Source organism: Mycobacterium sp. ITM-2016-00317, from assembly GCF_002968295.1.
Taxonomy (GTDB): Bacteria; Actinomycetota; Actinomycetes; order Mycobacteriales; family Mycobacteriaceae; genus Mycobacterium.
The window spans coordinates 2,426,504-2,451,553 of sequence record NZ_CP134399.1; the positions used below are offsets into that span (position 1 = coordinate 2,426,504).

Annotated in this window: 22 protein-coding genes and 1 pseudogene; 7 read left to right on the forward strand and 16 right to left on the reverse strand. The window is 69.6% G+C overall.

The window, feature by feature from the left end; all coding sequences use genetic code 11:
• Positions 1 to 190: 190 nt before the first annotated feature.
• The gene (locus C6A87_RS11665) at positions 191 to 892 is read right to left on the reverse strand and encodes a GAF and ANTAR domain-containing protein (protein WP_311117363.1); all 702 of its coding nucleotides are present in this window, start codon (positions 890 to 892) and stop codon (positions 191 to 193) included.
• A 126-nt stretch (positions 893 to 1,018) separates the two neighbouring features.
• Between C6A87_RS11665 and C6A87_RS11670 the strand changes: the two genes are divergently transcribed.
• Positions 1,019 to 2,017: an SDR family oxidoreductase gene (locus C6A87_RS11670; RefSeq protein WP_311117364.1), complete on the forward strand. Its 999-nt coding sequence runs from the start codon at positions 1,019 to 1,021 to the stop codon at positions 2,015 to 2,017.
• Positions 2,018 to 2,028: 11 nt separating this feature from the next.
• Here the strand turns inward: C6A87_RS11670 and C6A87_RS11675 are convergent, their stop codons facing one another.
• Together C6A87_RS11675 and C6A87_RS11680 are read right to left on the reverse strand one after the other, a co-directional pair.
• Positions 2,029 to 2,757 carry a SigB/SigF/SigG family RNA polymerase sigma factor gene (locus tag C6A87_RS11675; protein ID WP_396837092.1) on the reverse strand — a complete coding sequence of 243 codons (729 nt, stop codon included), beginning with the start codon at positions 2,755 to 2,757 and terminating at the stop codon, positions 2,029 to 2,031.
• Between the two features lie 585 nt (positions 2,758 to 3,342).
• The gene (locus C6A87_RS11680; protein ID WP_003933814.1) at positions 3,343 to 3,498 is read right to left on the reverse strand and encodes a hypothetical protein; all 156 of its coding nucleotides are present in this window, start codon (positions 3,496 to 3,498) and stop codon (positions 3,343 to 3,345) included.
• Between the two features lie 190 nt (positions 3,499 to 3,688).
• Here C6A87_RS11680 and C6A87_RS11685 point away from each other — a divergent pair, with 190 nt between their 5' ends.
• The 3 genes from C6A87_RS11685 (at position 3,689) to C6A87_RS11695 (ending at position 7,881) form a co-directional block, all read left to right on the forward strand.
• Positions 3,689 to 4,960: a YhjD/YihY/BrkB family envelope integrity protein gene (locus tag C6A87_RS11685; RefSeq protein ID WP_396837042.1), complete on the forward strand. Its 1,272-nt coding sequence runs from the start codon at positions 3,689 to 3,691 to the stop codon at positions 4,958 to 4,960.
• Positions 4,961 to 5,027: 67 nt separating this feature from the next.
• A complete protein-coding gene (locus tag C6A87_RS11690) occupies positions 5,028 to 5,219 on the forward strand; it encodes a hypothetical protein (RefSeq protein ID WP_311117365.1) in 192 nt (63 codons plus the stop codon).
• Positions 5,220 to 5,364: 145 nt separating this feature from the next.
• Positions 5,365 to 7,881, forward strand: a complete 2,517-nt coding sequence (locus C6A87_RS11695) for a LuxR C-terminal-related transcriptional regulator (protein WP_311117366.1) — start codon at positions 5,365 to 5,367, stop codon at positions 7,879 to 7,881.
• A 13-nt stretch (positions 7,882 to 7,894) separates the two neighbouring features.
• On the opposite strand, the gene C6A87_RS11700 is transcribed toward C6A87_RS11695, so the two are convergent.
• From C6A87_RS11700 to C6A87_RS11730, 7 genes and pseudogenes are all read right to left on the reverse strand, one after another.
• Positions 7,895 to 10,009 carry an acyltransferase family protein gene (locus C6A87_RS11700; protein WP_396837043.1) on the reverse strand — a complete coding sequence of 705 codons (2,115 nt, stop codon included), beginning with the start codon at positions 10,007 to 10,009 and terminating at the stop codon, positions 7,895 to 7,897.
• A gap of 110 nt (positions 10,010 to 10,119) precedes the next feature.
• Positions 10,120 to 11,198: pseudogene (locus tag C6A87_RS11705) on the reverse strand (sulfate/molybdate ABC transporter ATP-binding protein).
• Positions 11,195 to 12,007 (reverse strand): ABC transporter permease, encoded by an 813-nt coding sequence (locus C6A87_RS11710; protein ID WP_311117367.1) that lies wholly within the window; start codon positions 12,005 to 12,007, stop codon positions 11,195 to 11,197. Before C6A87_RS11710 ends, C6A87_RS11705 begins: the two are co-directional and overlap by 4 nt.
• The gene (gene modA / locus C6A87_RS11715) at positions 12,004 to 12,768 is read right to left on the reverse strand and encodes a molybdate ABC transporter substrate-binding protein (RefSeq protein ID WP_311117368.1); all 765 of its coding nucleotides are present in this window, start codon (positions 12,766 to 12,768) and stop codon (positions 12,004 to 12,006) included. The genes C6A87_RS11710 and modA overlap by 4 nt, the downstream gene beginning before the upstream one ends.
• Complete coding sequence (locus C6A87_RS11720) at positions 12,765 to 13,169, reverse strand: TOBE domain-containing protein (RefSeq protein WP_311117369.1); 405 nt, start codon at positions 13,167 to 13,169, stop codon at positions 12,765 to 12,767. Before C6A87_RS11720 ends, modA begins: the two co-directional genes overlap by 4 nt.
• A gap of 77 nt (positions 13,170 to 13,246) precedes the next feature.
• Complete coding sequence (locus C6A87_RS11725) at positions 13,247 to 14,425, reverse strand: SpoIIE family protein phosphatase (RefSeq protein WP_311117370.1); 1,179 nt, start codon at positions 14,423 to 14,425, stop codon at positions 13,247 to 13,249.
• Positions 14,422 to 15,222 (reverse strand): alpha/beta hydrolase, encoded by an 801-nt coding sequence (locus tag C6A87_RS11730; RefSeq protein WP_311117371.1) that lies wholly within the window; start codon positions 15,220 to 15,222, stop codon positions 14,422 to 14,424. The genes C6A87_RS11725 and C6A87_RS11730 overlap by 4 nt, the downstream gene beginning before the upstream one ends.
• A gap of 6 nt (positions 15,223 to 15,228) precedes the next feature.
• Between C6A87_RS11730 and C6A87_RS11735 the strand changes: the two genes are divergently transcribed.
• The gene (locus C6A87_RS11735; protein WP_311117372.1) at positions 15,229 to 15,669 is read left to right on the forward strand and encodes an STAS domain-containing protein; all 441 of its coding nucleotides are present in this window, start codon (positions 15,229 to 15,231) and stop codon (positions 15,667 to 15,669) included.
• Between the two features lie 3 nt (positions 15,670 to 15,672).
• Here C6A87_RS11735 and C6A87_RS11740 read toward each other — a convergent pair whose 3' ends face one another.
• Genes C6A87_RS11740 through C6A87_RS11760 form a run of 5 tightly spaced genes read right to left on the reverse strand, consistent with a single transcriptional unit; the run spans position 15,673 to position 21,266 of the window.
• Positions 15,673 to 16,932: a DUF4032 domain-containing protein gene (locus C6A87_RS11740; protein ID WP_311117373.1), complete on the reverse strand. Its 1,260-nt coding sequence runs from the start codon at positions 16,930 to 16,932 to the stop codon at positions 15,673 to 15,675.
• Between the two features lie 18 nt (positions 16,933 to 16,950).
• Complete coding sequence (locus C6A87_RS11745; RefSeq protein ID WP_311117374.1) at positions 16,951 to 18,156, reverse strand: sn-glycerol-3-phosphate ABC transporter ATP-binding protein UgpC; 1,206 nt, start codon at positions 18,154 to 18,156, stop codon at positions 16,951 to 16,953.
• 4 nt (positions 18,157 to 18,160) lie between these two features.
• Positions 18,161 to 18,988 carry a carbohydrate ABC transporter permease gene (locus C6A87_RS11750; RefSeq protein WP_311117375.1) on the reverse strand — a complete coding sequence of 276 codons (828 nt, stop codon included), beginning with the start codon at positions 18,986 to 18,988 and terminating at the stop codon, positions 18,161 to 18,163.
• A complete protein-coding gene (locus C6A87_RS11755) occupies positions 18,985 to 19,917 on the reverse strand; it encodes a sugar ABC transporter permease (RefSeq protein WP_311117376.1) in 933 nt (310 codons plus the stop codon). The genes C6A87_RS11750 and C6A87_RS11755 overlap by 4 nt, the downstream gene beginning before the upstream one ends.
• Entirely contained in the window at positions 19,914 to 21,266 is a 1,353-nt protein-coding gene (locus C6A87_RS11760; protein ID WP_311117377.1) for an extracellular solute-binding protein, read from the reverse strand. The genes C6A87_RS11755 and C6A87_RS11760 overlap by 4 nt, the downstream gene beginning before the upstream one ends.
• Before the next feature lie 375 nt (positions 21,267 to 21,641).
• Here C6A87_RS11760 and C6A87_RS11765 point away from each other — a divergent pair, with 375 nt between their 5' ends.
• Both C6A87_RS11765 and C6A87_RS11770 read left to right on the forward strand, forming a co-directional pair.
• Positions 21,642 to 23,288 carry a glycoside hydrolase family 13 protein gene (locus C6A87_RS11765; protein WP_311117378.1) on the forward strand — a complete coding sequence of 549 codons (1,647 nt, stop codon included), beginning with the start codon at positions 21,642 to 21,644 and terminating at the stop codon, positions 23,286 to 23,288.
• 90 nt (positions 23,289 to 23,378) lie between these two features.
• On the forward strand, positions 23,379 to 24,371 hold the full coding sequence (locus C6A87_RS11770; protein ID WP_311117379.1) for an Acg family FMN-binding oxidoreductase: 993 nt from the start codon (positions 23,379 to 23,381) through the stop codon (positions 24,369 to 24,371).
• Positions 24,372 to 24,376: 5 nt separating this feature from the next.
• Here C6A87_RS11770 and dosR read toward each other — a convergent pair whose 3' ends face one another.
• The gene (dosR, locus tag C6A87_RS11775) at positions 24,377 to 25,027 is read right to left on the reverse strand and encodes a hypoxia response regulator transcription factor DosR/DevR (RefSeq protein WP_311117380.1); all 651 of its coding nucleotides are present in this window, start codon (positions 25,025 to 25,027) and stop codon (positions 24,377 to 24,379) included.
• Between the last annotated feature and the right edge of the window lie 23 nt (positions 25,028 to 25,050).

A 25,050-nucleotide genomic window follows, 5' to 3' on the forward strand; every position in this document is an offset into this window, starting at 1 on the left:
CAGCGAAGTCATGGGGCACATCCGCGGCTGGGCACTCAACCGCAAACCAGAGTAGTACGGATTCCGTAGGTTGTGGCACACACTCGATGATCGCGAGTTCTGGGCAGACTGGCCGACATTGCCGCATCCGGTACCCAGCGCGGCTGACGAAAGCGTCAATCTCGCGGTGGCTGTGCTGCGGAATCCGTCGTCAGTCGCCGGGTGGGGCGCCCCGCCGCGTCTCGATCACCTGCGCGGCGATGTCGGTCAGGCGTGTGTTGCTCTCCTGGGACAACCGCCGCAGCATGCTGAATGCCTGTACCTCGTCCACCCCGAAGCGCTCCATGATGATGCCTTTGGCCTGCCCTATCCGGTCCCTGCTGCCCACCGCGGACCTGAGCTGTTCACCCTGGTGGTGCGACGTGATGGCCGCGGCGGCGTGGGCGGCCAGCACGCTGCCGACCATCTGCTTCTCGGCATCCCATTCGGTGGGGGCGAAGCCGAACAGGTTCAGCGCACCCGCGGTTCGGTCGTGGGTGTAGAGCCGTAACGACAAGCTGCTGAGCACGCCCAGCTTCTGCACGGCAGCGGTGTAGGCAGGCCAACGTGTTTCGTGGCGGAAGTCGTCGGTGCGCACGACGTCATGGCCGGTTGCGGCCTCCAGGCATGGTCCCTCCTGGAGCGATTGCTGGAGTTCGTCGAGCTGGTGCGGCAGTTCGGTGGTGATCGCATGGGACTCGAACTTGCCGCCCTTGCCGATCAGCAGGATCCCGGCGGTGTCCACGCCCGGTATCAACTCTGCCGCAGCAGAAGTGACCTCCTGGAAGATCTCCTCAACCGTCCGCGGCACTGCGACGCTGCGGGCCAGCATTGCCATCCGCACCGCCAGTGCATGGCTCGTCGACGTAGTCACGCCGTGCTGTCTGCCCGGTCTCCTTGCCGCCAAACCCAGTGAGGGCATAACCACACCGTCATGGGGTAGCACCACCGGTGCACGCCGCCCAGCGGGCCGACGCCGCCGAAATTCGAGGAGACTTCATTGCCCAGACAGAAACGGCCCACACAAGAACGCACCCAGCCGCTCCGTGTCGTCATCACCGGCGCGTCGAGCGGAATCGGGCAGGCCACCGCCGAATTGCTGGCGAAGCGGGGTGCACGGTTGGTGCTGGCGGCGCGCAATGCCGAAGCGCTGCAGACAGTGGCCGGACGGTGCGAACAGCTCGGCGGCGAAGCGATCTGCGTGCCGACCGACGTGACCGACAGCGAAGCGGTGCGAGTGCTGGCCGAGCGTGCCGCAGCTGATCTCGGTGGCGTCGACGTGTGGGTGAGCAACGCCGGTACCGGAGCCGTCGGACGTTACGAGGAGACACCGATGCAGTCGCACGAGCAGGTGATCCGGATCAATCTGATCGGCCACATGAACGACGCACATGCTGTGCTGCCGACTTTCCTGCGGCAGGGCCACGGGATATTCATCAACATGATCTCGCTCGGCGGTTTCGCCGCCGCGCCCTTCGCGGCGGCCTACAGCGCAGGCAAGTTCGGTCTGCGTGGCTTCGCCGAAGCCTTGCGCGGGGAGCTGGCGCAGTACCCGGACATCCATGTCTGCGACGTCTACCCGGGGTTCGTCGACACCCCGGGACTGCGCCACGGCGCCAACTACGTCGGGCGCAGGATCTCCGCGCCGCCACCGGTGCTGGATGCGCGCCGGGTCGCCGAGGCCATCGGACGGCTGTGCGACAAACCAAGGCCCACAACGGTGATCGGCGGCTCTGCCGTCCTCACCCGGGTCGTACACGCGGCGAATCCGGTGCTCACCGCGCGGATCGCGGCGCGGCTCATGCAGTCCTACTTCGACCGGGCCGAGCCGGTGGCAACCAGCGACGGCAACCTGTTCGACCCGTCGGCCGATGCCGCGGTCATCGACGGAGGCTTACGCAAACCGGCGCGGGGGATAGCAGCCGGCACCTTCGCCGTCGGCAGCCTTGCTGCCGCAGCAGGGGCCCTGGCGCTGGCTCGGACGAAGTCGCACCGCTGACCGGCTCGGCCTCACCCGATCTGCGCGCGCAGCGTAGCCAACGCCCGGCTGAGCAGCCGCGACACGTGCATCTGTGACACGCCGATGCGTTCGGCGATCTGGCTCTGCGTCTGGTTGTCGAAGAACCGCAGCTGCAAGACCATCCGGTCGCGAGCCGGGAGGCTGGCCAAGAGCGGTTGCACGGTCTCGACGTCGATGACGCGCTGGATGTTCTCGTCGGGGCCGCCGATGGTGTCGAGCAGGGTCAGGCCGTCGCCGTCACCGTTGAGCATGGTCTCCTGCTCGGTGGAACGGGTGGAGTATGCGTTCGCGGCGACCAGCCCTTCCACGATCTCGTCCCGGTCCATTCCGAGATACTCGGCAAGTTCGCTCGGTGTCGGCGCCCGATTGAGCGTATGAGTGAGCTCGGACTTTGCCGCATTCATCCGTACATTGAGCTCTTTGAGCCGGCGTGGCACCTTCAACGACCAGCCGTGGTCGCGGAAGTACCGGCGGACCTCACCCATCATGGTCGGCACCGCGAACGCCAGGAAGTCATTCGCGGCGTCGACGTCGAAACGGTTGACCGCGTTGAGCAGGCCGACGCGCGCGACCTGGACGAGGTCCTCGTGGGCTTCGCCGCGTCCCCGGAAGCGGCGCGCGATGTGGTCGGCCAGGGGCAGACACCGCTCGATGATCACCTCGCGTTGGCGCTGATACGCAGCCGATGCGGGGTCGAGGGTGGCCAGCTCGCGGAACATGTCCACGACGTCGTCGTAAGCGCCGCTGTTACGGGACCGGGATCTGCCCGGTTGCCTGCGCTCGATCGTCCCGGTTTGAGTGATCGGGGCGGGGACGGTCGTCGCAGTGGTCCTGGCGATGGTCCGGGCGGCAGTGGTCTTGGGGTGTTCGATCGTCTGCACGGGTCACGCTTTCGGGTCGTGCACATGACGGAGGGAACGCTCGATGCCGTTCGGCTCGCGAAGAGCCTCTACCGGGGCGGTGATCTGTCCCCGGCGGGCGAATTGTCTGAGGGGTGAGCATCCTCGTCACGCTGTGGACCGCTCACTAGCGATTGGTATTCGGACCAACGGGTCACGCCGGGTTCTCGACATGCGCTTGCGGCGGTAGGTAGGTCGCCTCGATGTGCAAAACGCCTGGACGCTCAAGCATTTCCTGCTGCGAGATGGTGACTCACTTCAATCACCTGCTGAAGAGAATACTGGCTGGACCGGCAATCGCAACCCCGATGCGAGGGTTCTCAGCGTTCTGCCATCGCCGCTTGTTCGCGCTGGGTGCCGCCCACCCGGGGCCGCTTCACCCGGGTGTGGCGGCGCGCAGCCGGTCTAGAACCAGACTTTTCGACCACCGACCGGGCGGCCGACGGCACCGAGGATCCACAAGACGATGCCGACGACGACGAGGATCCCGCCGATGGTGTAGAGGATCGAGAGTCCGGTGAAGTATCCGATCAACAACAGGATGACTCCGAGGATGATCACTATTTGCTCCGATCCGAGGTGGTGTGGGTCTGCAATTGCGAGATAGGTATGTCCGGCGGTTGCGGAAAATAAACCTGCCGGTGTGAAAGGAGTCCGGTCTGATATCCGGCCGACACCGCGGACGCTGCCCCCGGCTCTGGACGGCGGTCCCCGGAGTTTGGTCACCGACGGGCGCGGGCATCACCCGGCCATGCCGCAACAGGTCAGTGGTCTTCAGGGTCAGCACCAGCTCGGGACCGGCGGCACGGTCGTGCGCAAGCGTCGGCCGACTGCCGTGTTGGGGGCCTTCGTCGTCGGTGTGGCGACCGGTGCGCTGACCCGTTCCCGACGGTCTCGGCACGCCCCGCTGCCGGTCCAGCCGAGCCCCCGCCCCGACCCCCGTGCGGAGGCCGGACCGGACCCTGAGGCCGCGCCGCCCGCCGAAGACCTGAACAAGCCAGACGCCCCGCCCGTTGACCACCCGGCCAAACCCGACTCGCCGTCCGACCTGACCCGGCCGTCGGTGAAGTACGTGCTGCGGCAGACCGTGAGCCAGTTCAGCCGGGACCAGTGCACCGATCTGGCGGCCGCGCTGACCTACTACGCGGTGCTGTCGCTGTTCCCCGCGCTGGTGGTGGTGATGTCGCTGCTCGGGGTGCTCGGCCAGGGGGAGCGCACCGCGGACGCGATCCTGCAGATCGTCGACGACGTCAGCCCCGGCGCGGCCGTCGACGTGCTGCGCGGGCCCATCGAGAATCTCGTCAACGCGCCGTCGGCCGGCTTCGCGTTGGTCGCAGGCATCCTCGGCGCGCTCTGGTCGGCGTCCGGCTTCGTCGGCGCGTTCGGGCGCGCGATGAACAGGATCTACGAGGTCGAGGAGGGGCGGCCGATCTGGAAGCTGCGGGCACAGCAGCTGCTGCTCACGCTGGTGGGGCTGCTGGTCGCGGCCGCTGTCGCGCTGGTGCTGGCGCTCAGTGGACCGGTCGCCGAGGCGGTCGGCGGCTACCTCGGCATCGGCGAGACCGGGCTGGCGATCTGGAACGTCGCGCGCTGGCCGGCGCTGCTCGCGCTCATCGTGGTCGGAGTGGCCGCGCTGTACTACCTCAGTCCGAACGTCCGGCAGCCGAAGTTCCGCTGGATCAGCATCGGCGCGGCGATCGCGATCCTGACCTGGGTGGTGGCCTCGCTGGGCTTCGGCTTCTACGTGGCCAACTTCGGCAACTACAACAAGACCTTCGGCACCCTCGCCGGGGTCATCGTGTTCCTGCTGTGGGTGTGGCTGACCAACCTGGCGCTGCTCTTCGGCGCCGAGATCGACGCCGAAATGGAGCGCGGTCGTCAGCTTCAGGCCGGGATCAGGGCCGAGGACACCCTGAAGCTGCCGTTGCGCGACACCACCGTGATCGACAAGAACCGGGCCAAGGACCGCGAGAATCGGTTGCGGGGCCGCAAACTTCGCCGCTCCCGCGGCCGGCAGGGATAGCTGCCGTTTGCCGTGCCGGGCTGCCGGGTAAAGGGCCGATTCAGCCAGAGAAAAGGAGGCCGATGCCGTGAGCGTCGTCCGTCGTAGTCGTTCCCTCGTCCGTCGCGGTGTCAAGGTGCAGCGCCGGGTCGCGCTCGCCCAGATGCTCTTCTGGCCGTTACTCATCGGTGGTGGACTGGCGGCCGGGGCGACCGCGCTCGCGGTGCGGCGTCGCAGCAGGGCCGACACGCACCCAGCCCCGCCGGTGGTGGTCGGATAAACCCGGGCGCCACGCCACCTGCTGCTTTACGCTGAGCGGATGCGGTTGGCGTGGCCGCTGGTAGGCCGCGGACACGAGACCCGTCTCATCGAGGCGGCGCTGTCGGACGCCGCCATCGCCGGTGTGGTGATCTCCGGCGGCGGGCGTGGGCAAGAGCCGGGTGGCATCGGCGGCGCTGGACGGCGCGGCCACCCGCGGCGACGAGGTGCGCTGGATCGCCGGTTCCTCGGCCGCACGCGCCATCCCGCTGGGTGCCATGGCCTCGTGGGCCGATCCGGCTGACACGCACGCGCTGCAGTCGGTCTGCGGCGTGATCGAACGGCTCACCGCGGCGCCGCGGCCGGTGCTCGTCGGGGTGGACGACGCGCACCAACTCGACGACATGTCGCTGTTCGTGCTCCACCAGATCGTGCACCGCCGCACCGCCAAGCTCGTCGTGACGCTACGGGAGGGCGAGGCGGCCCCCGGCGGGCTCACCGAACTGTGGCGGCTCGCCGATTTCGAGTGGCTGACGCTGGCGCCGCTGACTCGGGGCGACACCGCGACGCTGTTGACCCGCACCCTCGGCGGGCCGGTGGACGCGGAGTCGCTCGGCCGACTCCACCGGCTGACCGGTGGCAACGTGCTCTATCTGCGGCACATCGTGGAACAGGAACTGGCCGACGGCCGGCTGACCCGGCGCCACGACCACTGGTGCTGGAGCGGCCAACCCTCGGTGCCGCAGACGCTGGTCGAGCTGATCGAATCGCGGATGGGGGCGCTGCGCCCCGAGGTGGCCGCCGTGCTCGATGTGCTCGCGGTCGGCGAACCTCTGGAACTTGCTGTGCTGCAACGCATCACCGATGCTGCGGCGGTGGAGGAGGCCGACGTGCACGGCCTGGTCAGCGTCGACCGGGACGGTCCGCGCCCCGAGGTCAGGGTGGCGCACCCGCTGTACGGAGAGGTGCGGCGCAACCGCACCGCGCCGACCCGGCTGCGCCGGTTACGCGGACTGGTCGCCACCGAACTGGCCGGGGCCCCGGATCGCGACGAGGTCCGAATCCTGGTGCGCCGGGCGGCGCTGACGCTGGACTCCGACCTCGAACCCGACGCGGACCTGTTGCTGTGCGCGGCCCGCGGGGCGGTCTGCCTGGCCGACCTGCCGCTCGCCGAACGGCTGGCCGAGGCGGCGGGCCGGGCCGGGGCGGGTCCGGCGGCGCAGTTCGTCCGCGCGCACGCGCTGTCCTGGCTGGGCCACGGCGACACCGCCGAAGAAGTGCTCACCGCCGTCGACACCGCCGCACTGAGCGAGGCGGATTTCGCCCGCTACACCTTCTTCCGGGCCAGCAACATGCTGTGGGCACTGGCCGAACCCGCACGGGCGCAAGAGATCATCGCCGCAGCCGGGCGCGTGACGTCCGCGCCGGCACGCGACGAGATCGCCGCCGTGCGGGCCGTGCACGCCTTCGCCACCGACCGGCCGGGGGATGCGTTGGCCGCGGCGCAGGACCTGGATCTTCAGGACCTGCCCGCGCCGATCGGCGGCGAGGTGGCGTGGGTGCTGACCAGCATCCACGGCGACGCAGGGCGGACCGGCGTCGCGGAATCCGTCGCCGAGACCGGCTATGAGATCGTGCGCAGTTCCGACGCCCCTCAGTTGCGGTGCAACATCGCCGACGCCCACATCGGCGCGCTGCTGATGGCAGGCCGGGTGCGGTCGGCCGGGCAACTCGCCGAGCGGGAACGGCGCCACGCCGCCGACCTGCCCGGAGCCGCACGGCTGCTCGGGGTGGCGATCGCCGGTCGCGCCGCCCTCGGGGCGGGCCGGGTCGCCGACGCGCGGTCGCTGCTGGGCCGGGCGACGACCACGCTGTCCGCCGCGGGCCACGACCTCGGCTGGGGCTACCGCTACCGCGTTCCGTACGTGGTCGCGCTCGCGGCGACCGGCGACATCGACGGTGCCGCAGAACTTCTGGCGGTACTGCGGGCGAAGCGACGGCCGTTCCGGTCGCTGAGTGCGGAGACCGCGGTGGCCGAGGCCTGGGTGGCCGCAGGCCAGGGGGCCACCAGCGAGGCCATCGGCGTCCTCGGCCGCGCCGCCGAGAATGCCGCAGCGGCAGGGCAGTTCGCCGTCGAGGTGGAATGCCTGCAACTGGCCACCCAGTTCGGCGCGCGGACCACCCATCCACGGTTGCGTGAGCTGGCCGCGGTCATCGACGGTCCCCGGGTGCAGGTGGCTGCCCGGCTGGCCGCGGCGCTGGAGGCCGGTGACCCGGCCGAGCTCGCGGCGGTCTCGGAGGTCTTCGAGGACATGGGTGATCTCATCGCGGCGGTGGACGCGGCCGCGCACGCGGTGGTCTTGTACCGGCGTGCGGGTCTGCGCGGTTCGGCGCTGGGCTGCGCGGCACGGGCCGACGCACTGTCCGCCGACGGCGGGGGAGTGCACACCCCGGCGCTGACGGCCGCGGGCTCGGACCTGCCGGTGACCGAGCGGGAGCGCGAGGTGATCGCGCTGCTGGGACTGGGCCTGTCCAACCGCGACATCGCCGATCGCCTGGTGCTCTCGCCCCGGACCGTGGAGGGCCACATCTACAAGGCGATGGCCAAGACCGGCGTGAACAGCAGGGAGGAACTCGCCGCGCTCCTGCGTCCCCGCACGCTGCGTCGGCCGCCGCACCCGTGACCGGCGGACCCGCTCACCACCAGCCGGTGGCCACCCTGAGCTGCCGGCCCAACTCGTCGGCCATGGTGCGCATGTACGTCGCGGACACGTGATGAGAGTCGTGGTAGACCATCACGTTCCCCTCGGCGGCCCGGCAGTCGGTGGCGTCGCAGACGGCATCGCTGAGATCCAGCGGTCGCATCAGCGGGTACTGCTCGGTGTAGGCCAGCGTCGGGTTGACGTCCGACAGCGCCCAGGACCGCTTCACCCCGCAGCTGACGGCGTCGCCGCCGCGTGCCAGGCAGTCCGCCGGGTCCCTCAGCCACCCGTTCCTGACCAGCCACGGGGTGTCGCGCATGCCGAGCACCGGGATGCCGCTGGCGGCGAACGTGTCCCAGATCCCGAGGTAGCCCTCCGGCACGATGTCGCCCGGGCCGTCGATCCTGGGCCTGGTGGTGGTGGTGAACACGAAGTCCGGCCGGTCGGCGACCAGCTTGTTCATCACGTCCTGGTTCCACTGGTGACACTGTGGATAGGGGTTGTCCGAGATCGCGATCGTGGGCACCAGTTCGGTGGTCAACGGGCAGCCCATCTTCAGATAGGTGACCACGCGGAAGCCGTGGCGCATGCCGAGCATGTCCAGTGCGGTGATCCAGTGCTCGGCGTGTGAGCCGCCCGCCAGTGCGATGGTGCGCAGCGCGTCGGGATCGCCGTAGATGCAGTTGATGATGTCGGGGTTGAGGAAGTCGCTGATGCAGCCGTCCTGGGTGGTCGCGGGCAGGTCGTCGCGGGCTTCCAGGACGCTGGGCCGCATCGGCAGTTCCGGCACCCGCAGCCGGTTGGTCAGCGCCCGCGCGCCCGGGTAGTCGCGTTCGGGAAGCAGGGCCAGTTCATGACCGTGGGCGCGCTGCGTGGTCACGTGTTCACGCCAGGAGAACGATGTCGCCGCCAGCGCGACGGCGAGCAGCACCACCGCGGCACCGAGTGCGACGGTGGGGCGGCGCAGCCAGCCCCATACCCGCGCGGCCCGGTGCGGGCTTTCCGGCCGGGCGGCCGGGTAGCGCAGCGGGTTCTCGACGAAGCGGTGGGTGAGGAACGCCAGGAGCAGCGACACCGCCAGCACCCCGAGGCCGTCGAGGACGCCCGCGCCGGCCCGCCCGGTGTGTACCAGCCAGAAGATCAGCAACGGCCAGTGCCACAGATACAGCGAGTACGCGATCGCGCCGAGCCAGATCAGGACGCGGCCCGACAGCATCCGCAGCGGGGCGGCGACCTTGTCCGGCCGCCCCGCCCCGGCGGCGATCACCAGCAGGGTGGCACCGACCGGCACCAGGGCCCACGGTCCGGGGAACAACTGCGCCCCGTCGATCCAGGCGCCGCATGAGACGATCAGCGCGATTCCGGCGGCCGCGGCCACGGTCCGCAGCCACCTCGGCATCCGCAGCCCGGTGAACAGCAGCGCCGCGACGGTGCCTGCGAGAAGTTCCCAGGCGCGCGCAAAGCTGTCGTAGTACGCGCTGGGCGGGTGCTCGGCCTGCGCGAGGACCGCGTACCAGAACGACGCCACGGTGAGCGCGCCGAGCACCGCGATCAGCACGCCCTTGAGCCGGGCGCCGGCGATCGGGCGGACCAGCGCGGCGAGTACCAGGACCACCACCAGCAGCGCCAGGTAGAACTGGCCCTGCACGGACATCGACCAGAGGTGCTGCAGCGGGCTGACCGCCTCGCCGGCGCGGCTGTAGTCCGCTGCGGTTCCGGCCAGGTGCCAGTTCAGGTAGTAGCCCAGGCTGGCCAGGCTCTGGTCGGCGAAGGATTCCCACCGGGTCTGCGGCTGGATGGTCACGGTCAGCAGGGCCGCGAAGCCCAGCACCACGACCAGCGCGGGCAGTAACCGCCGCGCCAGCCGGCGCAGCACCGGGAGCGGGTTGAGTGACGACTGGGGGTCCAGTGCGCGGCGCAGCACCATCGCGCCGAAGAAGTAGCCGGACAGCACCAGGAAGACGTCCACGCCGCCGGACACCCGGCCGAACCAGATGTGGAACACGGCGACCAGGGCGATGGCCAGGCCTCGCAGCCCGTCGAGATCGGCGCGGCGGCTTCCCTCGGGTGCCTGCGCCGGCCCGCGCCACCTGCCCGACAAGTTCACCACCTAGATCACGGATACCATCTCCGCCCGCCGGGGATCGTCGCCGGACCGGGTCGGCCAGTAATTTACCCAATGCAGCGGCCCATCCGCGCATGACGGCGGGCCGGTGCAGGTCAGGCCGCGGCCGGTGCGGGGTGCAACTGCACCTCGCGGGCCTTCACCACGAAGTACACGGTCTGTCCGGGCACCAGGTTCAGCTCGGCGGCGGCCGCCACCGTGATGTCGGCGGCCAGGCCGGTGCCGCCGTCGGGCTGGTCGGCGCCCCGCACCCGGACGCCGTCCCCGTGCACGTCCACCTCGCCGATGGTCAGCTCGATCACGTTGCGTGGGCTGCCGTGGGGCGGATCCAGGTGCACCGCCACCGCGTCGGGCCGGAACAGGGCGACGACGGCCGCGCCGACGGCGACGTCGCCGGTCCCCGAGATCACGGTGTTCCACGCGGTGCGCACGACGCCGGGCTCGGCGACGGTGCCCGCAACCAGGTTGACCCCGGCGATGCGGGCGGAGAAGTCGCTGCGGGGGGCCGTCAGCACCTCCCGCGCCGGGCCGCTCTCGACGATCCGGCCGTTCTCGACGACCGCGACCCGGTCGGCCACGGCCAGCGCGTCGAACAGGTCGTGGGTGACGATCACCGCCGTGCGGCCGGCATCGCGCAGCACCTCGCGCAACAGCCGGCGCATCGCGGGCGCGGCCGCGACGTCGAGGGCGGCCATGGGTTCGTCCAGCAGCAGCAGCTGGGGCTCGGCGGCCAGCGCACGGGCCAGCGCCACCCGCTGCGCCTGGCCCCCGGACAGTTGCGCGGGACGCCGGCCAGGTCGGCCGCGCCGACGGCCGCCAGCCACCGCTGCGCGCAGTCGCGGGCCTGCCTGCGGGACCGGCCCCGGCAGCGCGGCGCATAACCGACGTTGCGCTCCACGGTCATGTGCGGAAACAGCAGCGGCTGCTGGTTCAGCAGCGCGACGCGCCGCGCGTGCGGCGGCACGAACGTCCCCGACGCGGTGTCGGTGACCACGGTCGCACCCACCTCGATGCGGCCCGCGTCGGGCCGGAGCAGTCCGGCGATCAGGTGCAGCAGCGTGGACTTGCCGGCGCCGTTGGGCCCGAGCACCGCCAGCACCTCACCGTCGTCGAGGGACAGGTCGACGTCGATCCCGCGCTGATCCAGGCGGGCCCGCATCCGCACGCCGCTCACAACGGCCCCGCAAGGCGGCGGCCGGCGGTGGCGATCACGATCGCGGCGGCGACGACGATCAGCAGCAGCGACAGCGCCACGGCGGCGTCGGGGTCGGTCTCGCGTTGCAGGTAGATCTCCAGCGGCAGCGTCCTGGTGACACCTTGCAGCGACCCGGCGAAGGTCAGCGTGGCGCCGAACTCGCCGAGGGCACGCGCGAAGGCCAGCACCGCGCCCGAGATCAGGCCGGGAAGCACCAGCGGCAGCGTCACCGTGCGCAGCACCGTGGTCGGCCTGGCGCCCAGGGTGGCGGCCATGCGCTCGTAATCCGATCCGGCCGAGCGCAGCGCGCCTTCGAGGCTGACCACCAGGAACGGCAACGACACGAACGACTGCGCCAGCACCACCGCGGTGGTGGAGAACGCGATGCGGATGCCGAGCACGTCGAGGTGCTGCCCGAGCAGGCCCTGCCTGCCGAACGTGTACAGCAGCGCGATGCCGCCGACCACCGGAGGCAGCACCAGCGGCAGCAGTACCAGCGCCCGGCACACGGAGCGGCCGGGGAACTGTCCGCGGGCCAGCGCCAGCGCCATCGGAACGCCGACCAGCACACAGACCACGGTGCTGGCCGCCGCCGTCTTGAGGCTGAGAAGCAAAGCGGCACGGGAGGATTCGGAGGTTATCAGCGGCACGAAGTGCGGCCAGTCGATCCGCAGCAGGATCGCCAGCAGCGGGGTGAGCACGAACAGCGCCCCGGCCGCGGCGGGGAGGTAGATCCAGGCCGGCAGTCCCACCTGCGTCGGCGCGGCGACGGGTCGGCGGACGCTCACGGCGTGCCGAACCCCGCCGCGGACAACACCTCCCGCCCCTGCGGGCCGGTGACCAACTCGACGAACCTCTGCGCGGCGGGCGGATCGGCCGCCTCGGTCAGCGTGGCGATCGGGTAGGTGTTGACGGCCTCGGAGGATTCCGGGAACGGGATCGTGGTGACCCGGTCACCGGCGGCCGCGGCGTCGGTGACGTAGACCAGGCCTGCATCGGCCTGGCCGGAGGTGATCTTGCCGAGCACGTCGGTGACCGCGGACTCCTCGCTGACCGGGGTGAGGGTCACGCCCGCCGCGTTCTCCACCTTCTCGGTGGCTGTCCCGCACGGCACCTGCGGTGCGCACACCACGACCTGGATCGCGGGGTCGGTCAGATCTTCGAAAGAGGTGATCCCCGCGGGGTTTCCCGCCGGGGTGACGATGGTCAGCGTGTTGGTCGCGAAGTCCTGGGGCGCCCCGGCGACCAGTCCGTCGTCGAGGGCCCTGGTCATGGTGGTCGCGTCGGCCGAGGCGAACACGTCGGCGGGCGCGCCCTGGGCGAGCTGGGCCACCAGGTCCGACGAGCCCGCGAAGTTCAACGTGACTTCGGTTCCGGGATGATCGTTTTCGAATCGCGCGGCGAGTTCGGTGAACGTGGATTGCAGCGACGCGGCGGCGAAGACGGTGACGTCGCCGGTGGCCGCCTCCGAATCATCTGCTCTCGCAGAGCATCCCGTGGCCAGTGCGGCGATGGTCAACGCCGCGAGGACACCGACGGCCGGTGTCACGAAGTCCCTCCCGGGGTGTCGATGATGACGTTGGTCGCCTTGATCACGGCGACGGCCACGACTCCGGGTTCCAGGCCCAGTTGACGGGCCGACTCGGTGCTCATCAGTGACACCACCGTGAACGGTCCACACTGCATCTGCACCTCGCTCATCACCCGGTCGGCGGTGACCTTGGTGACCAGTCCGACGAACCGGTTGCGCGCCGAACTGCCCACTCCGGACGGGTCCGGCGGCGGGGACGCGTGGTCGCGCGCGAACTCGGCCAGCGCCTTCCCGTCGATCACGGTGCGGCCCGTGCCGTCCTTGGCCGACGGCAGGTTGCCGCTGTCGATCCAGCGCCGCACGGTGTCGTCGCTGACCCCGAGCAGGGTGGCCGCGTCCCTGACGCGGATGTCCGGCATGTGGCCCCCTCTCGGCGCAGAGCTTCCGCTTTTGAGGAGTGATTGTGTCACCCTGGCCGCATCTGCGGAAAGTCGGGTCAGGTCGGTGGCGGCACACTCACCGCGATCACCGCGGTGTCGTCTTCCAGGCCCGCACCGAAGCCGTCGAGCAGGCGCTGTACCGCGGCCACGAAGGTCGGCGCGTCGGTGGGGCTCTCCCGGCGCGCGAAGTCGAGGAAGTCGTCGTGATCGTCGAAGCGCCGGTTCGGCCCGGTTCTGGCCTCGGTGAGCCCGTCGGTGTAGAGCACCAGCGTGTCGCCGGGCCCGAGATGGACCGTCCGCGCCACGAACCGCGGCTTCTTGAGAATGCCGACGGCCTGACCCCCGGTGGTGTGCACATACCGGGTCTGTCCCGACGCCGACATCAGCAGCGCAGGCGGGTGCCCGCCGCTGGCCAGTTCGACGTCGAACCCGTCGGCGGTCGGCGCGATCACCCCGAACAGCACGGTGCAGAAGTGGGGGTCGTCGCCGTGGAACTCGTGGCTGAGGACCGCGTCGAGGTTGTGCAGCACGGTGACCGGGTCGTCGTCGTAGGCCGCGGCGGCGCGCAGGGTGTAGCGGGTCAGCGACGTGACGGCGGCCGCGCCTGCGCCCTTACCCGACACGTCGCCGAGGAAGATGCCCCACTTGTGCCGCGTCAGCGGGAACAGGTCGTAGAAATCTCCGCCGACGTCGTCGGGGGACGCGGTGTGGTAGTGCGCCGCGGCCACCAGGCCGTCCGGCGGGGTCAGACTCGGTGGCACCAGCGAGCGTTGCAGGGTCGCGGCCAGCAGTTGCACGCGTTCACGTTCGCGGTCGGCGACGCGGCGCGCCTCCAGCAGCTGGCGTTCGTAGGAGCGCCGTTCCGTGGCGTCCTGCACGGTGATGCGCAACGCGACCGGGGCGCCGTCGGCGCCGGTCCTGACGTTGGCGGTGACGAAAACCGGTAGCCGCGAACCGTCTTCGCCGATCAGATCGAGGGTGATGCCGGTGAGGGAACCGGTCATCTGCAGCAGCGGGGCGAAATGCGTCTCGTAGTGGATCCGGCTGCCTGCGGCCAGCAGATCGGGAAACCGGCGTCCCGCCAACTCCTGCGGCGGATGCCCGACCCAGCCGGCGAACGTGTGGTTGGCCAGCGTGATGCGGCCGTCGGGGCCGGTGAGCAGCAGGCCGCACGGCGCGTTGTCGAAGAAATCGTCGACCGCGTCCGGAAAGTGCCGGCGCCGTGGGTCGGTCACAGGCTCTCGGCGAAGTCCGCGATGGCGGCCGCGGTCGCCTCGGGGACGCTCAGGTGGGGGCAGTGGCCCGCCGCGTCCAGCGTCACCAGCGTGCTGCCCTCGATGTGGGCGTGGCAGTAGGCGCCCACGTCACGGGGCGCCAGGGAGTCGTAGGCGCATTCGACGATCGTGGTGGGCACGGTGACGCGGGCCAGATCGGCCCGGTTGTCGGACAGGAACGTGGCGCGGGCGAATGTCAGCGCCCGGACCGGATCGGCGCGGCAGAACGTTTCTGCCAGTTCGGCTTCCAGCTCCGGGCGATCGGGGGTCCCCATGATCACCGGCGCCATCGCGCGCGACCAGCCCAGGTAGTTGCTCTCGATGGAATCCAGCAGTTCGTCGATGTCGGACCGGCTGAACCCGCCGCGGTACGGCCCGTCGTCCAGATAACACGGCGACGGGGTGAGCAGGACCAGCCCGGCGAACGCGGCGGGGGAGTCCGCGGCGGCGAGCACACCCATCATCGATGCCACCGAATGGCCGACGAACACGACGTCGCGCAGCTCCAGTTCGTCGACGATCGCCAGCACGTCGTCGGCGTACTGCTGCAGGCCGGTGTAGCGCTGCGCGTCCCAGGCCGACGGATCCGAGGCGCCCGAACCGACGTGGTCGAACAGGACGAGACGGAACCGGTCGGCCAGCAGCGGCACGACCAGCCGCCACAGATTCTGGTCGCAGCCGAATCCGTGGGCGAGCATGATCGGGCGGCCGTCGGCCCGTCCCGTCACCCGCACGTTGTTCTTGGAGCGGACGTCCATTCTGAGATGATCTCAGAACAGCCCGTCCCGCAGATCGTGTACCGAAAGCGCAATATGACCGACGAGATCAGCAGTCCTGCCTTTCCGCCCGGCCGCAGCGAAGTCGCCATCAGCACCCGAACGGTCGAGAACGCCGAGGTGGTGACCGTGTCGGGGGTGGTGGATGCCGCGACCGCTGCCGAGGTCACCGCGGCGCTGCAGCAGGTCTTCGACGCCGCCCCGGCGGCGGTGGTCATCGACCTGTCAGATGTGACGTTTCTGGCGTCGGCCGGGATGACGGTGCTGATCAAGGCCAGCGAGCAGGCCAGAGAACAGGCCGGATCCGCGGCCGGGTTCGCAGTGGTCGCCACCGGCTCGGCGACCAAGAGGCCGCTGACGCTCGTCGGCCTCGACGGCGAACTCAACCTGTGCGAGACCGTGGACGAGGCACTGCGGCGCGTGTCGTGACCGTCAGTCGTCGTCGAGCACGGAGAACGGCTGGGTAGGGTCCTCGACCACCGACAACTGGGCGGCCGACTCCGACGGCACCACCTTGCGTGCCAGCGCCTGCAGCGCGCGCTCGGTCCCGACATCGTGGCCGGCGCGTTCGGAGAGCAACCAGCGGACCTCCAGCAGGTCGCAGTAGGCCTGGATCGGGCTGCCGATCCCGCCGACCGCGGAATGGGCCCGGTGCATGGTGGGGGTGGCCACCTCCATCACCCACAGCTGGGCGGCGGTGCGCTCGTCGACGTCGTGGCCGGCCTCGTAGCAGAGCTGGCCCTGGTAGGCCTGCAGGTCCCCGAGCAGGATCCGCGCCTGACCTTCGCCGACGTCCAGCCCGGTCAACCGCCGCAGCTGCTGGGCGTGGTACTTGCGGTCGCCCACGGCCACGTGCAGCCGCAGGTCGTCGGTGTCCGTGCTGACCGGCCGCAGCGACACCTCCTCGACGGCGAATCCGGCCTCGTTGAGTTTGCGGATCGTGCCCTCGACCCGGTAGCGGTCGGCGAAACCGAAGGTCGGCTCCGCCGTGAGCAGACCCCACAGCTGCTCGTAGCGGGCCCTGATGTCGACGGCTTCCTGGATGAATCCCGGCTGCAGCTCCGGGCGTTCGAGTTTGGCCGCCATGTCCAGCAGCCCGGCCGCGACGTTCTCGACGGTGATGTCGATGTCGTGGTTGCGCTGCCCGTCGGACAGGCCAGGATGCACCTCGCTGGTCTCGGCGTCGACCAGGAACGCCTGCAGCACCTGGCCGTCTCGGGAGAACAACGTGTTGGCCAGCGAACAGTCGCCCCAGAACACGCCGTGCCGGTGCAGTTCCACCAGCAGCGTGGCCATCGCGTCGAACAACCGGGCCCGGTGCTTGGGCGCGTCCGGCGGCAGCCGCATGAACAGCCGCCGGTACTGCCACGAGCCGACGAGATATCGGGTCAGCAGCACCGCGGTGTCGAACCCGGGCTGGAAGACCAGTCCGGCCGGGCGCACGGCGTTGAGGCCCATCTCCTCCAGCCGGCTCAGCACGCCGTACTCGCGGGCGGCGATACGGGGCGGGAGGTCCTTGAGCGCCCACAGCTCGCCGTCGCAGTGGACGAACCGCACCAGATGTCGGCTGGGCCCCACCCGCATGTCGCGCAGCGGGACCTCAGGCGCCGTCCAGTCGGCGAGCGGCCGGTCCCAGGGCAGCGCGATGAGACCCGGGCAGGGTGCCCGTAGCCGCAGCTCGGGGGCGGCCATCGCCGGGCGTCCGCAGGCTCAGCCGGTGGCCGCCGCGTGCCTGCCGCGGGACTCGGTCTCGGTCACCCTGGTCAGATTGTCGCCGGAGTGTGGGTCGAACAGGTGCAGGCGTTCGGCATCCAGCCACAGCGTGGCCTTGTCGCCGCCGCGCACCCGGCTCAGCGGATCCAGCTCGACGCAGATCTGGGTACGCAACTGCTCACTGTCGAGCTCGTTGGCGAGCTCGGCGAGCTGGCCAACGATCTCGGGCGAGGCCTCGAACGGCACGAACGCGTACTGCTCGTTGCCCAGCCATTCGGTGACGTCGATATCGACGTCGAAAGTGACGCCGCGCGAACGTTTGTCGTCGTCGACGAATCCGGCGTCCTCGAACGCTCCCGGCCTGATGCCGGCGATGTAGACCTTGTCGTTCTCGACCACCTCGCGCCACTCGTCGCGCAGCGGGACTTTCGCGAACGGCAACTCGATCTCGTCGCCGCGCACCTTGGCGGGGACGAAGTTCATCGGGGGAGAACCGATGAAGCCGGCGACGAACAGATTCACCGGCTGGTCATAGAGCTCACGCGGGCTGGCGACCTGTTGCAGCACGCCTTTTCTCAGCACCGCGACCCGGTCGCCGAGGGTCATCGCCTCGGTCTGGTCGTGGGTGACGTAGACCGTGGTGACGCCGAGCTTGCGTTGCAGCCGCAGGATCTCGGTGCGCATCTGGCCGCGCAGCTTGGCGTCGAGGTTGCTCAGCGGTTCGTCGAACAGGAACGCGTCGGCCTCGCGCACGATGGCCCGGCCCATCGCGACGCGCTGCCGCTGCCCGCCGGACAGGTTGGCCGGCTTGCGGTCGAGGTGTTCGGTCAGCTCCAGCGTCGCGGCCGCGTCGTTGACCCGCTTGCGGATCTCCTCGTCGGAGAACTTGCCCGACAGCCGCAGCGGGAACGCGATGTTCTCGAACACCGAAAGGTGCGGGTACAGCGCGTAGTTCTGGAACACCATGGCCAGGTTCCGGTCACGCGGAGCCATGTCGTTGACCCGCTTGTCGCCGATCAGCATGTCGCCGGAGGTGATGTCCTCCAGCCCGACGATCATCCGCAGCAGGGTGGACTTGCCGCAACCCGACGGGCCGACAAGGATCATGAACTCGCCGTCGGCGATGTCCAGACTCACATCGTTGACCGCCGGATAGCCGTCACCGTACTTCTTGACGATATTGCGCATCGTGATTGCTGCCATGGGGCTATCCCTTCACTGCTCCGGAAGTAAGACCGGCGACGATGCGCCGCTGGAAGATGAGAACCAGGATGACCACCGGGATGGTCACGATCACCGAGGCCGCCATGATGTAGGGCACCGGTGATTCGAAGTACGACGCCCCCTGGAAGAACGCCAGCGCCGCCGGAACGGTACGGGCACTGTCGGTGGACGTCAGCGAGATCGCGAACAGGAAGTCGTTCCAGCAGAAGAAGAACGTCAGGATCGCGGTGGTGAACACCCCCGGCGCCGCCAGTGGGACGATCACCTTGCGGAACGCCTGCCACGCCGTGGCACCGTCGACCTGCGCGGCATGCTCCATCTCCCACGGAATCTGGCGGAAGAACGCCGACATCGTCCAGATCGACAGCGGCAGTGCGAAGGTCAAGTACGGGATGATCAGGCCGAGCCAGGTGTCGTAGATGCCCAGCCCGCGCCACATGTCGAACAGCGGGCCCACCAGCGCGGCCTGCGGGAACATCGCGATGCCCAGCGCCAAGGACAGCAGCACCTTTTTGCCCGGAAACTCCAGACGGGCAATGGCGTACGCGGCGAACATCGCGATGATCACCGAGATGACCGTCGCGATGATCGCTATCCCGATCGAGTTGATCAGCGCCCGGGTGAACAGTGGCTCACTGAAGATCTGCGCGAAATTGTCGAAGGTGATCGAACTCGGCAGGAACGACGGCTTGCCCGAGACGATGTCCGACGGCGGCTTGAACGCCAGGCTGATCATCCACAGCATCGGCACGAAGCTGTAGATCACGATCACGATGCCCGCGATCGTCCACCACTTGGTGTTCTTGGTCACTGGTCACCCCTGACTTGCGAGAGGTCGGTTTTGAAGACCTTGATGAATATCCAGGCGATGGCGACCACCGACAGGAACAGCAGCACCGAGACCGCCGATCCCATACCGAGATTCACCAGCGTGACGTTCTGCCGGTAGGCCAGGAACGAGATGGTCTCGGTGTTGTTGGCGCCCGCGGTCATCACGTACGGGTTGTCGAAGATCCGCCAGGCGTCCAGCGTCCGGAACAGCAGCGCGACCATGATGGCGGCCTTCATGTTCGGCAGGGTGATCTTCCACAGCCGCTGCCATGCGGTGGCGCCGTCGACCTTGGCCGCCTCCTGCATGTCCTCGGGGACCTGCACCAGACCGGCGAGCAGCAGCAGCGAGATGAACGGCGTGGTCTTCCAGATCTCGGACAGGCAGATCACGAAGATGGCCGACCACCGGTTACCGAACCAGTCGAACTCTGTCAGGTTCAGCCACTGGTTCACGAACCCGGAGTCGATGGCGAACGCGTAGCGCCAGATGAACGCCGAGACCACCGTGACGATGCCGTAGGGAATCAGGATGGCCGTGCGCAGCGGACCGCGGCCCCGCACGATGCGCAGCATCACGAACGCGAACCAGAACCCGAGCACCAGTTCGACGGCCACGGTGACGACGGTGATCGCCAAGGTGGTGACGAAGTCGTTCCACCAGATCGGGTCGGTGAGGATGACGAGGTAATTGCCCAGCCCGACGAAGCTGCGTCCCTCCGGGTCGGTGAGCCGGAAGTTGTACAGCGACAGCACCAGTGCGTAACCGAGCGGGTAGGCGGTGACGAGCAGCATCACCACATACGACGGCAGGGTCAGGTAGAGCCCGAGCCGGCGTTCGCCCTTGACGCGTTCGCTGACCGAGGGTTTACCCGGATCCTTCTGGATCGGCGGGTCTGCCAAGGCGGTCACAGCAGTCGCCTTCCCGCCAGCACGTCAGCCATGAATTGGTCTGTCCTTTCCGGTGTTTCGGCATTCACCGAGGCCGGCGGGTGCCAGGTCTGCTGGATCGCGCCCGAGATGTCGGTGTAGAACGGCGTCGGCGGGCGGGGGCCGCCGTCGCCGATGGACTCCCGGATCAGGTCGGCGTTCTCGTACGTCTCCCGGATCTCCGGACTGTCGTAGGACGCCGAATACGGGGACGGTTCGCTCTCGTCCAGCATGTACTGGGTCGCCTTCGGTTCGGCGTTGATGCACTCGACCAGCGCCACCGCCTGTTCCGGGTACTTGGTGTAGGCGCCGATACCGAGGTTCGCGCCGCCCAGCGGCGGCGCGCTCGGGAGGTCGGGGGACACCCTGGGGTAGCGGGCCCAGCCGATGTCGTCGACGACTTCCTGAGCCAGAGTGCCTTCCTCGGCCGCGCTGCGCGCGGCGGCGAGCACGTAGGGCCAGTTGACCATGAACATGCCCTGATCGGACTGGAAGTTGGCGCGGGCCTGCTCTTCCGATGCGTTCGACATGTCGGTGGGTGCGGCGGGGGAGCGACCGAGGTTTCCGACGATCTCGGCGGCCTTCTCGCCGGGCGGGGTGGCCAGTGACGGCTTGGCGTTGCGGCCGGCCTCCACGTCCTCCAGCAGCGCGCCGCCACCGGAGAGCACCAGCGCGTTGATCAACACCGTGTAACCCTCATAGCGCTGCGCCTGGACCGCGATCTTCTTCTTCTGGCCGACAGCGGCTTTGAGCATCTCATCCCAGGTGAACGTCGGCGATGCGGGATCGACGCCGGCCGCGGCGGCCGCCGATTTGCGGTACCAGAGAAGCTGGGCGTTGGACTTGTACGGCGCCCCGTAGAGGGTGTCCTCCCACATGCCGGTCTCGATCGGGGCGGGCAGCATCCCGGCAGTCAGCCGATCGGCCTCTTCCGCGGTGTACGGGCGAAGGAAACCGGCGTTGGCGAACTCGGCGGTGAACACCACGTCCATGCTGACCAGATCGATCGACGAATCACCGGCGGCCAGGCGGCGGACCATCTGCTCACGCTGGGCGGTGGCGGTGCTGGGCAGCGATTCGATGCGCACCTGATAGGCGCCGTTGGAGGCGTCCGCGCACTGCTCGGCGCGGGCGACAGAGCCTCCGTTGTCGGGAAGGATGTACCACGTCAGCGTCGGAGGGCCTCCCTGACTACCGCAGGCCGACAACAACGTCGCCGCGATCACGGGTGCGCTGGCCAGCGCGATCGCCCGACGTCGTCGCCCGCGGGCGAACTGAATCCGTTTCATCACGTCCTCGTCTATGAAGTTGTGGTCTCCGATGAGGGCCACGGGCAGCACATTCGGTACGTCTGAGAGTGTGTCACACCTCACAGGCCTGGTGGGGAAGGGTGTCAGCGTGGCGGGGCGGTGGATCCGCGGATCACCAGCCGGGTCGCCGATGTGGTCACCGGTGGCGCTGTTTCGGGAGTTCCCTGGTGCCGGGCGACCGTGGTGAGGTCGGTGATGTCCGCGGCCGGACCGTCGCCCCCGATGATGATCGAAATATGTTGCGGTACAGAGATTTCAGAGCGCTGCAGGGTGTGCGGCGCGCCGGCGCGACCTTGTCGGGGGGCAGTGGTGCACCGAGTTGACACCCGCCTGTCGTGACACGAATCTGGACGAGAGAACGTTTTCGTCGGGTATCGCGCTGTGGAGGATCGACCGTTGTCTGCTGAAGAGTCGCACTGGTGGCACACCGCCGTCGTCTACCAGGTCTACATTCGCAGCTTCGCCGACGGCGACGGTGACGGCGTCGGGGACATCCAGGGCCTGCGCGCCCGGCTGCCCTACCTGGCGCAGCTGGGCGTCGACGCGATCTGGATCAACCCGTGGTACCCGTCTCCGATGGCCGACGCGGGCTACGACGTCGCCGACTACCGCGACATCGACCCGGCCTACGGCACGCTGGAGGACGCGCAGGCCCTGATCGCCGACGCGCACGCGCTGGGCATCCGGGTGATTCTCGACATCGTGCCCAACCACACCTCGGACCGGCACGAATGGTTCAAGGCGGCGCTGGCCGACGAACCCGGCGCGCGGCAGCGGTACCACTTCCGGCCCGGTCGCGGCACGGACGGCGGATCCCCACCCAACAACTGGCAGAGCGTGTTCGGGGGTCCCGCGTGGACCCGGGTGGACAGCGGTCCGCTGAAGGGCCAGTGGTATCTGCATCTGTTCGCCCCCGGACAGCCGGATCTGAACTGGGAGCACCCCGAGGTGCGTGCCGAGTTCGAGGACATCCTGGCGTTCTGGTTCGACCGGGGCGTCGACGGTTTCCGGATCGACGTCGCCCACGGGCTGGTCAAGGAGGCGGGGCTGCCCGACGGCGCGGACGCCGACGCCGAATCGCAGGTGATGCTGCACACCGAGGGCCGTCACCCGGCCTGGGACCAGGACGGCGTGCACGACATCTACCGCGGCTGGCGTTCGGTGGCCGAGCGCTACGCCCCGGAGCGGATCTTCATCGCCGAGGCGTGGGTGCCCAGCAACGAACGGCTCGCGCGCTACCTGCGCCCGGACGAGTTGCACACCGCGTTCCAGTTCGACTTCCTGCGCGCACCGTGGCGCGCCGAGTGGCTGCGCAAGGTCGTCGACGACGCGATCAGCTCCGCCGCGTCGGTCGGCGCGCCGCCGACCTGGGTGCTGTCCAACCACGACGTCACCCGCACCGTGACGCGGTTCTCGCGATCCCAGCCCGCACATCTGGTCGACACCGAGTGGGAGCGGGGACGCTGGGGCGAGGAGGTGCCCGATCACGCGCTGGGCCGGCGGCGTGCGCGTGCCGCGGCGCTGGTGCAGCTGGCACTGCCCGGGACCGCGTATGTCTACCAGGGCGAGGAACTCGCGCTGGAGGAGATCGAGGACCTGCCCGCCGAGGCGCGTCAGGACCCGACCTGGGTGCAGTCCGGCTACACCGACGTCGGCCGGGACGGCTGCCGAATCCCGTTGCCCTGGAACGGGACCGAACCGCCCTACGGATTCTCGCCCTACCCCGGCGCGGTGCTGTGGCTGCCGCAGCCCGGGCACTGGGCGCAACGCAGCGCCGAGGCCCAGGAGCACGACCCCGGTTCGACGCTGAACCTGTACCGGGAGGCGCTGCGGCTGCGTCCTGAGCTGTGGTCGAGCGCCGGCCCGGTGGAATGGATCGAGGTCGCCCCCGACGTGGCGGCCTTCCGGCGCGGGGATGCCCAGTGCTGGGTCAACACCGGCACCGACGACGTGCGCCTGCCGGCCGGGGCGACGGTCGCGCTGGCCTCGGAACCCGGAGTCGAGCGGGTGCTCCCGCCCGACACCGCGGTGTGGTTGCGCTGAACGGCCCAGAAGAGGTCTTTGTGCCCTGACCGTGGTGCCGTCGACAGCGCACCCTGGAGGGGACGAGAACTCCCGAAGGGAAAAGAAGCGATGTCCGGTCATTTTCCCGATGGCGACACCCTGCGGTCCGCGCTGTCGCTTGCCAGTCGTGCCCCCTCGGTGCACAACTCACAACCGTGGCGGTGGCGGGTGGGCGATCAGCGCCTGGACCTGTTCGCCGATCCGGACCTCTTGTTGCCGCACACCGACCCCGACGGTCGTGACCTGATGCTCAGCTGCGGCGCCGCGCTCAACCACTGTGTGGTGGCCCTGGCGGCGCTGGGTTGGCAGTCCAAGGTGCACAGGTTCCCGGACGCGGGCGACCCGCAGCACCTGGCGGTGCTCGAACTGCACCGCTACCCGGCGGCGGAGGTGGATGTGACGCTGGCCGCGGCGATTCCGCGTCGGCGCACCGACCGCCGGTACTACAGCTCGTGGCCGGTGCCGCGCGGTGACATCGCGTTGATGGGCGCCCGCGCGGCCCGGGCCGGGGTGCTGTTGCGCCGCGTCGACGATCTGGTGGGCCTGACCCGGTTGGTGAACGCGGCGGCCCACCGGCACGGCGCGGACGCGGGCTATCTCGCCGAGCTGGCGACCTGGAGCGGGCGCTACGCCTCGACCGCGGGCGTCCCGGCCCACAGCGTCCCCGGCGCCGACGGCAGGGGACCGATCCCGCTGCGCGCGTTCGCCGGCGGGGTGTTGTCGCAGACCCCGAACGCCGAGGGGGACGACGACAACGCGGCGGTGCTGGCACTGGGCACCGTCGACGACGACCGGCTGTCCTTGCTGCGGGCGGGGGAGGCGACCAGCGTGGTGCTGCTCACCGCCACGGCACTGGGTTTGGCCAGCTGCCCGGTCACCGAGCCGTTGGAGATCGCCGACACCCGCGATGAGTTGCGCCGCGACGTGTTCGGCGCCGACGGACATCCGCAGATGCTGCTGCGGGTGGGCTGGGCTCCGGTCAACGCCGATCCGTTGCCGTCCACTCCGCGCCGCGATCTGGCCGAAATCGTTGTCGGCCTTGACGAATCGCCCCTGAGGTAGGCGGGCTAGGGGTAGTCGGGGCGGCGTTGCCGTTCGAGTTTGGAGACGAACACCGCCGCCTGGGTGCGGCGTTCCATCCCGAGTTTCGCGAGCAGGCGGGACACGTAATTCTTGACCGTCTTCTCGGCGAGGAACATCCGGGCCGCGATCTGTTTGTTGGTCAGCCCTTCACCGAGCAGGTCGAGCAGCACCCGCTCCTGCTCGCTCAGTCCGGACAGCGGGTCGCTGGGTGCGCCCTCGCCCCGCAAGCGGGCCATCAACGCCGCGGCGGCCCGGTTGTCCAGCAGCGAGCGGCCGGCGCCGACCTCCTTGATGGCCCGGGCCAGTTCCATGCCCTTGATGTCCTTGACCACATAGCCGCTGGCCCCGGCGAGGATCGCGTCGAGCATCGCCTCGTCGGAGGTGAACGAGGTCAGGATCAGGCAGCGCAGGTCGGGAAGCCGGGACAGGAGTTCGCGGCACAACTCGATGCCGTTGCCGTCGGGCAGCCGGACGTCGAGCACCGCGACGTCGGGCTGGGCCGCGGGGATGCGGGTCAGCGCCTCGGCGACGGTGCCGGCCTCGCCGACCACGTCCAGCTCGGGGTCACTGCCCAGCAGGTCGATCAGTCCTCGCCGGACCACTTCGTGGTCGTCTACCAGGAAAACCTTCAGCATTCGTGACGTCGTCCCTGTCCAGG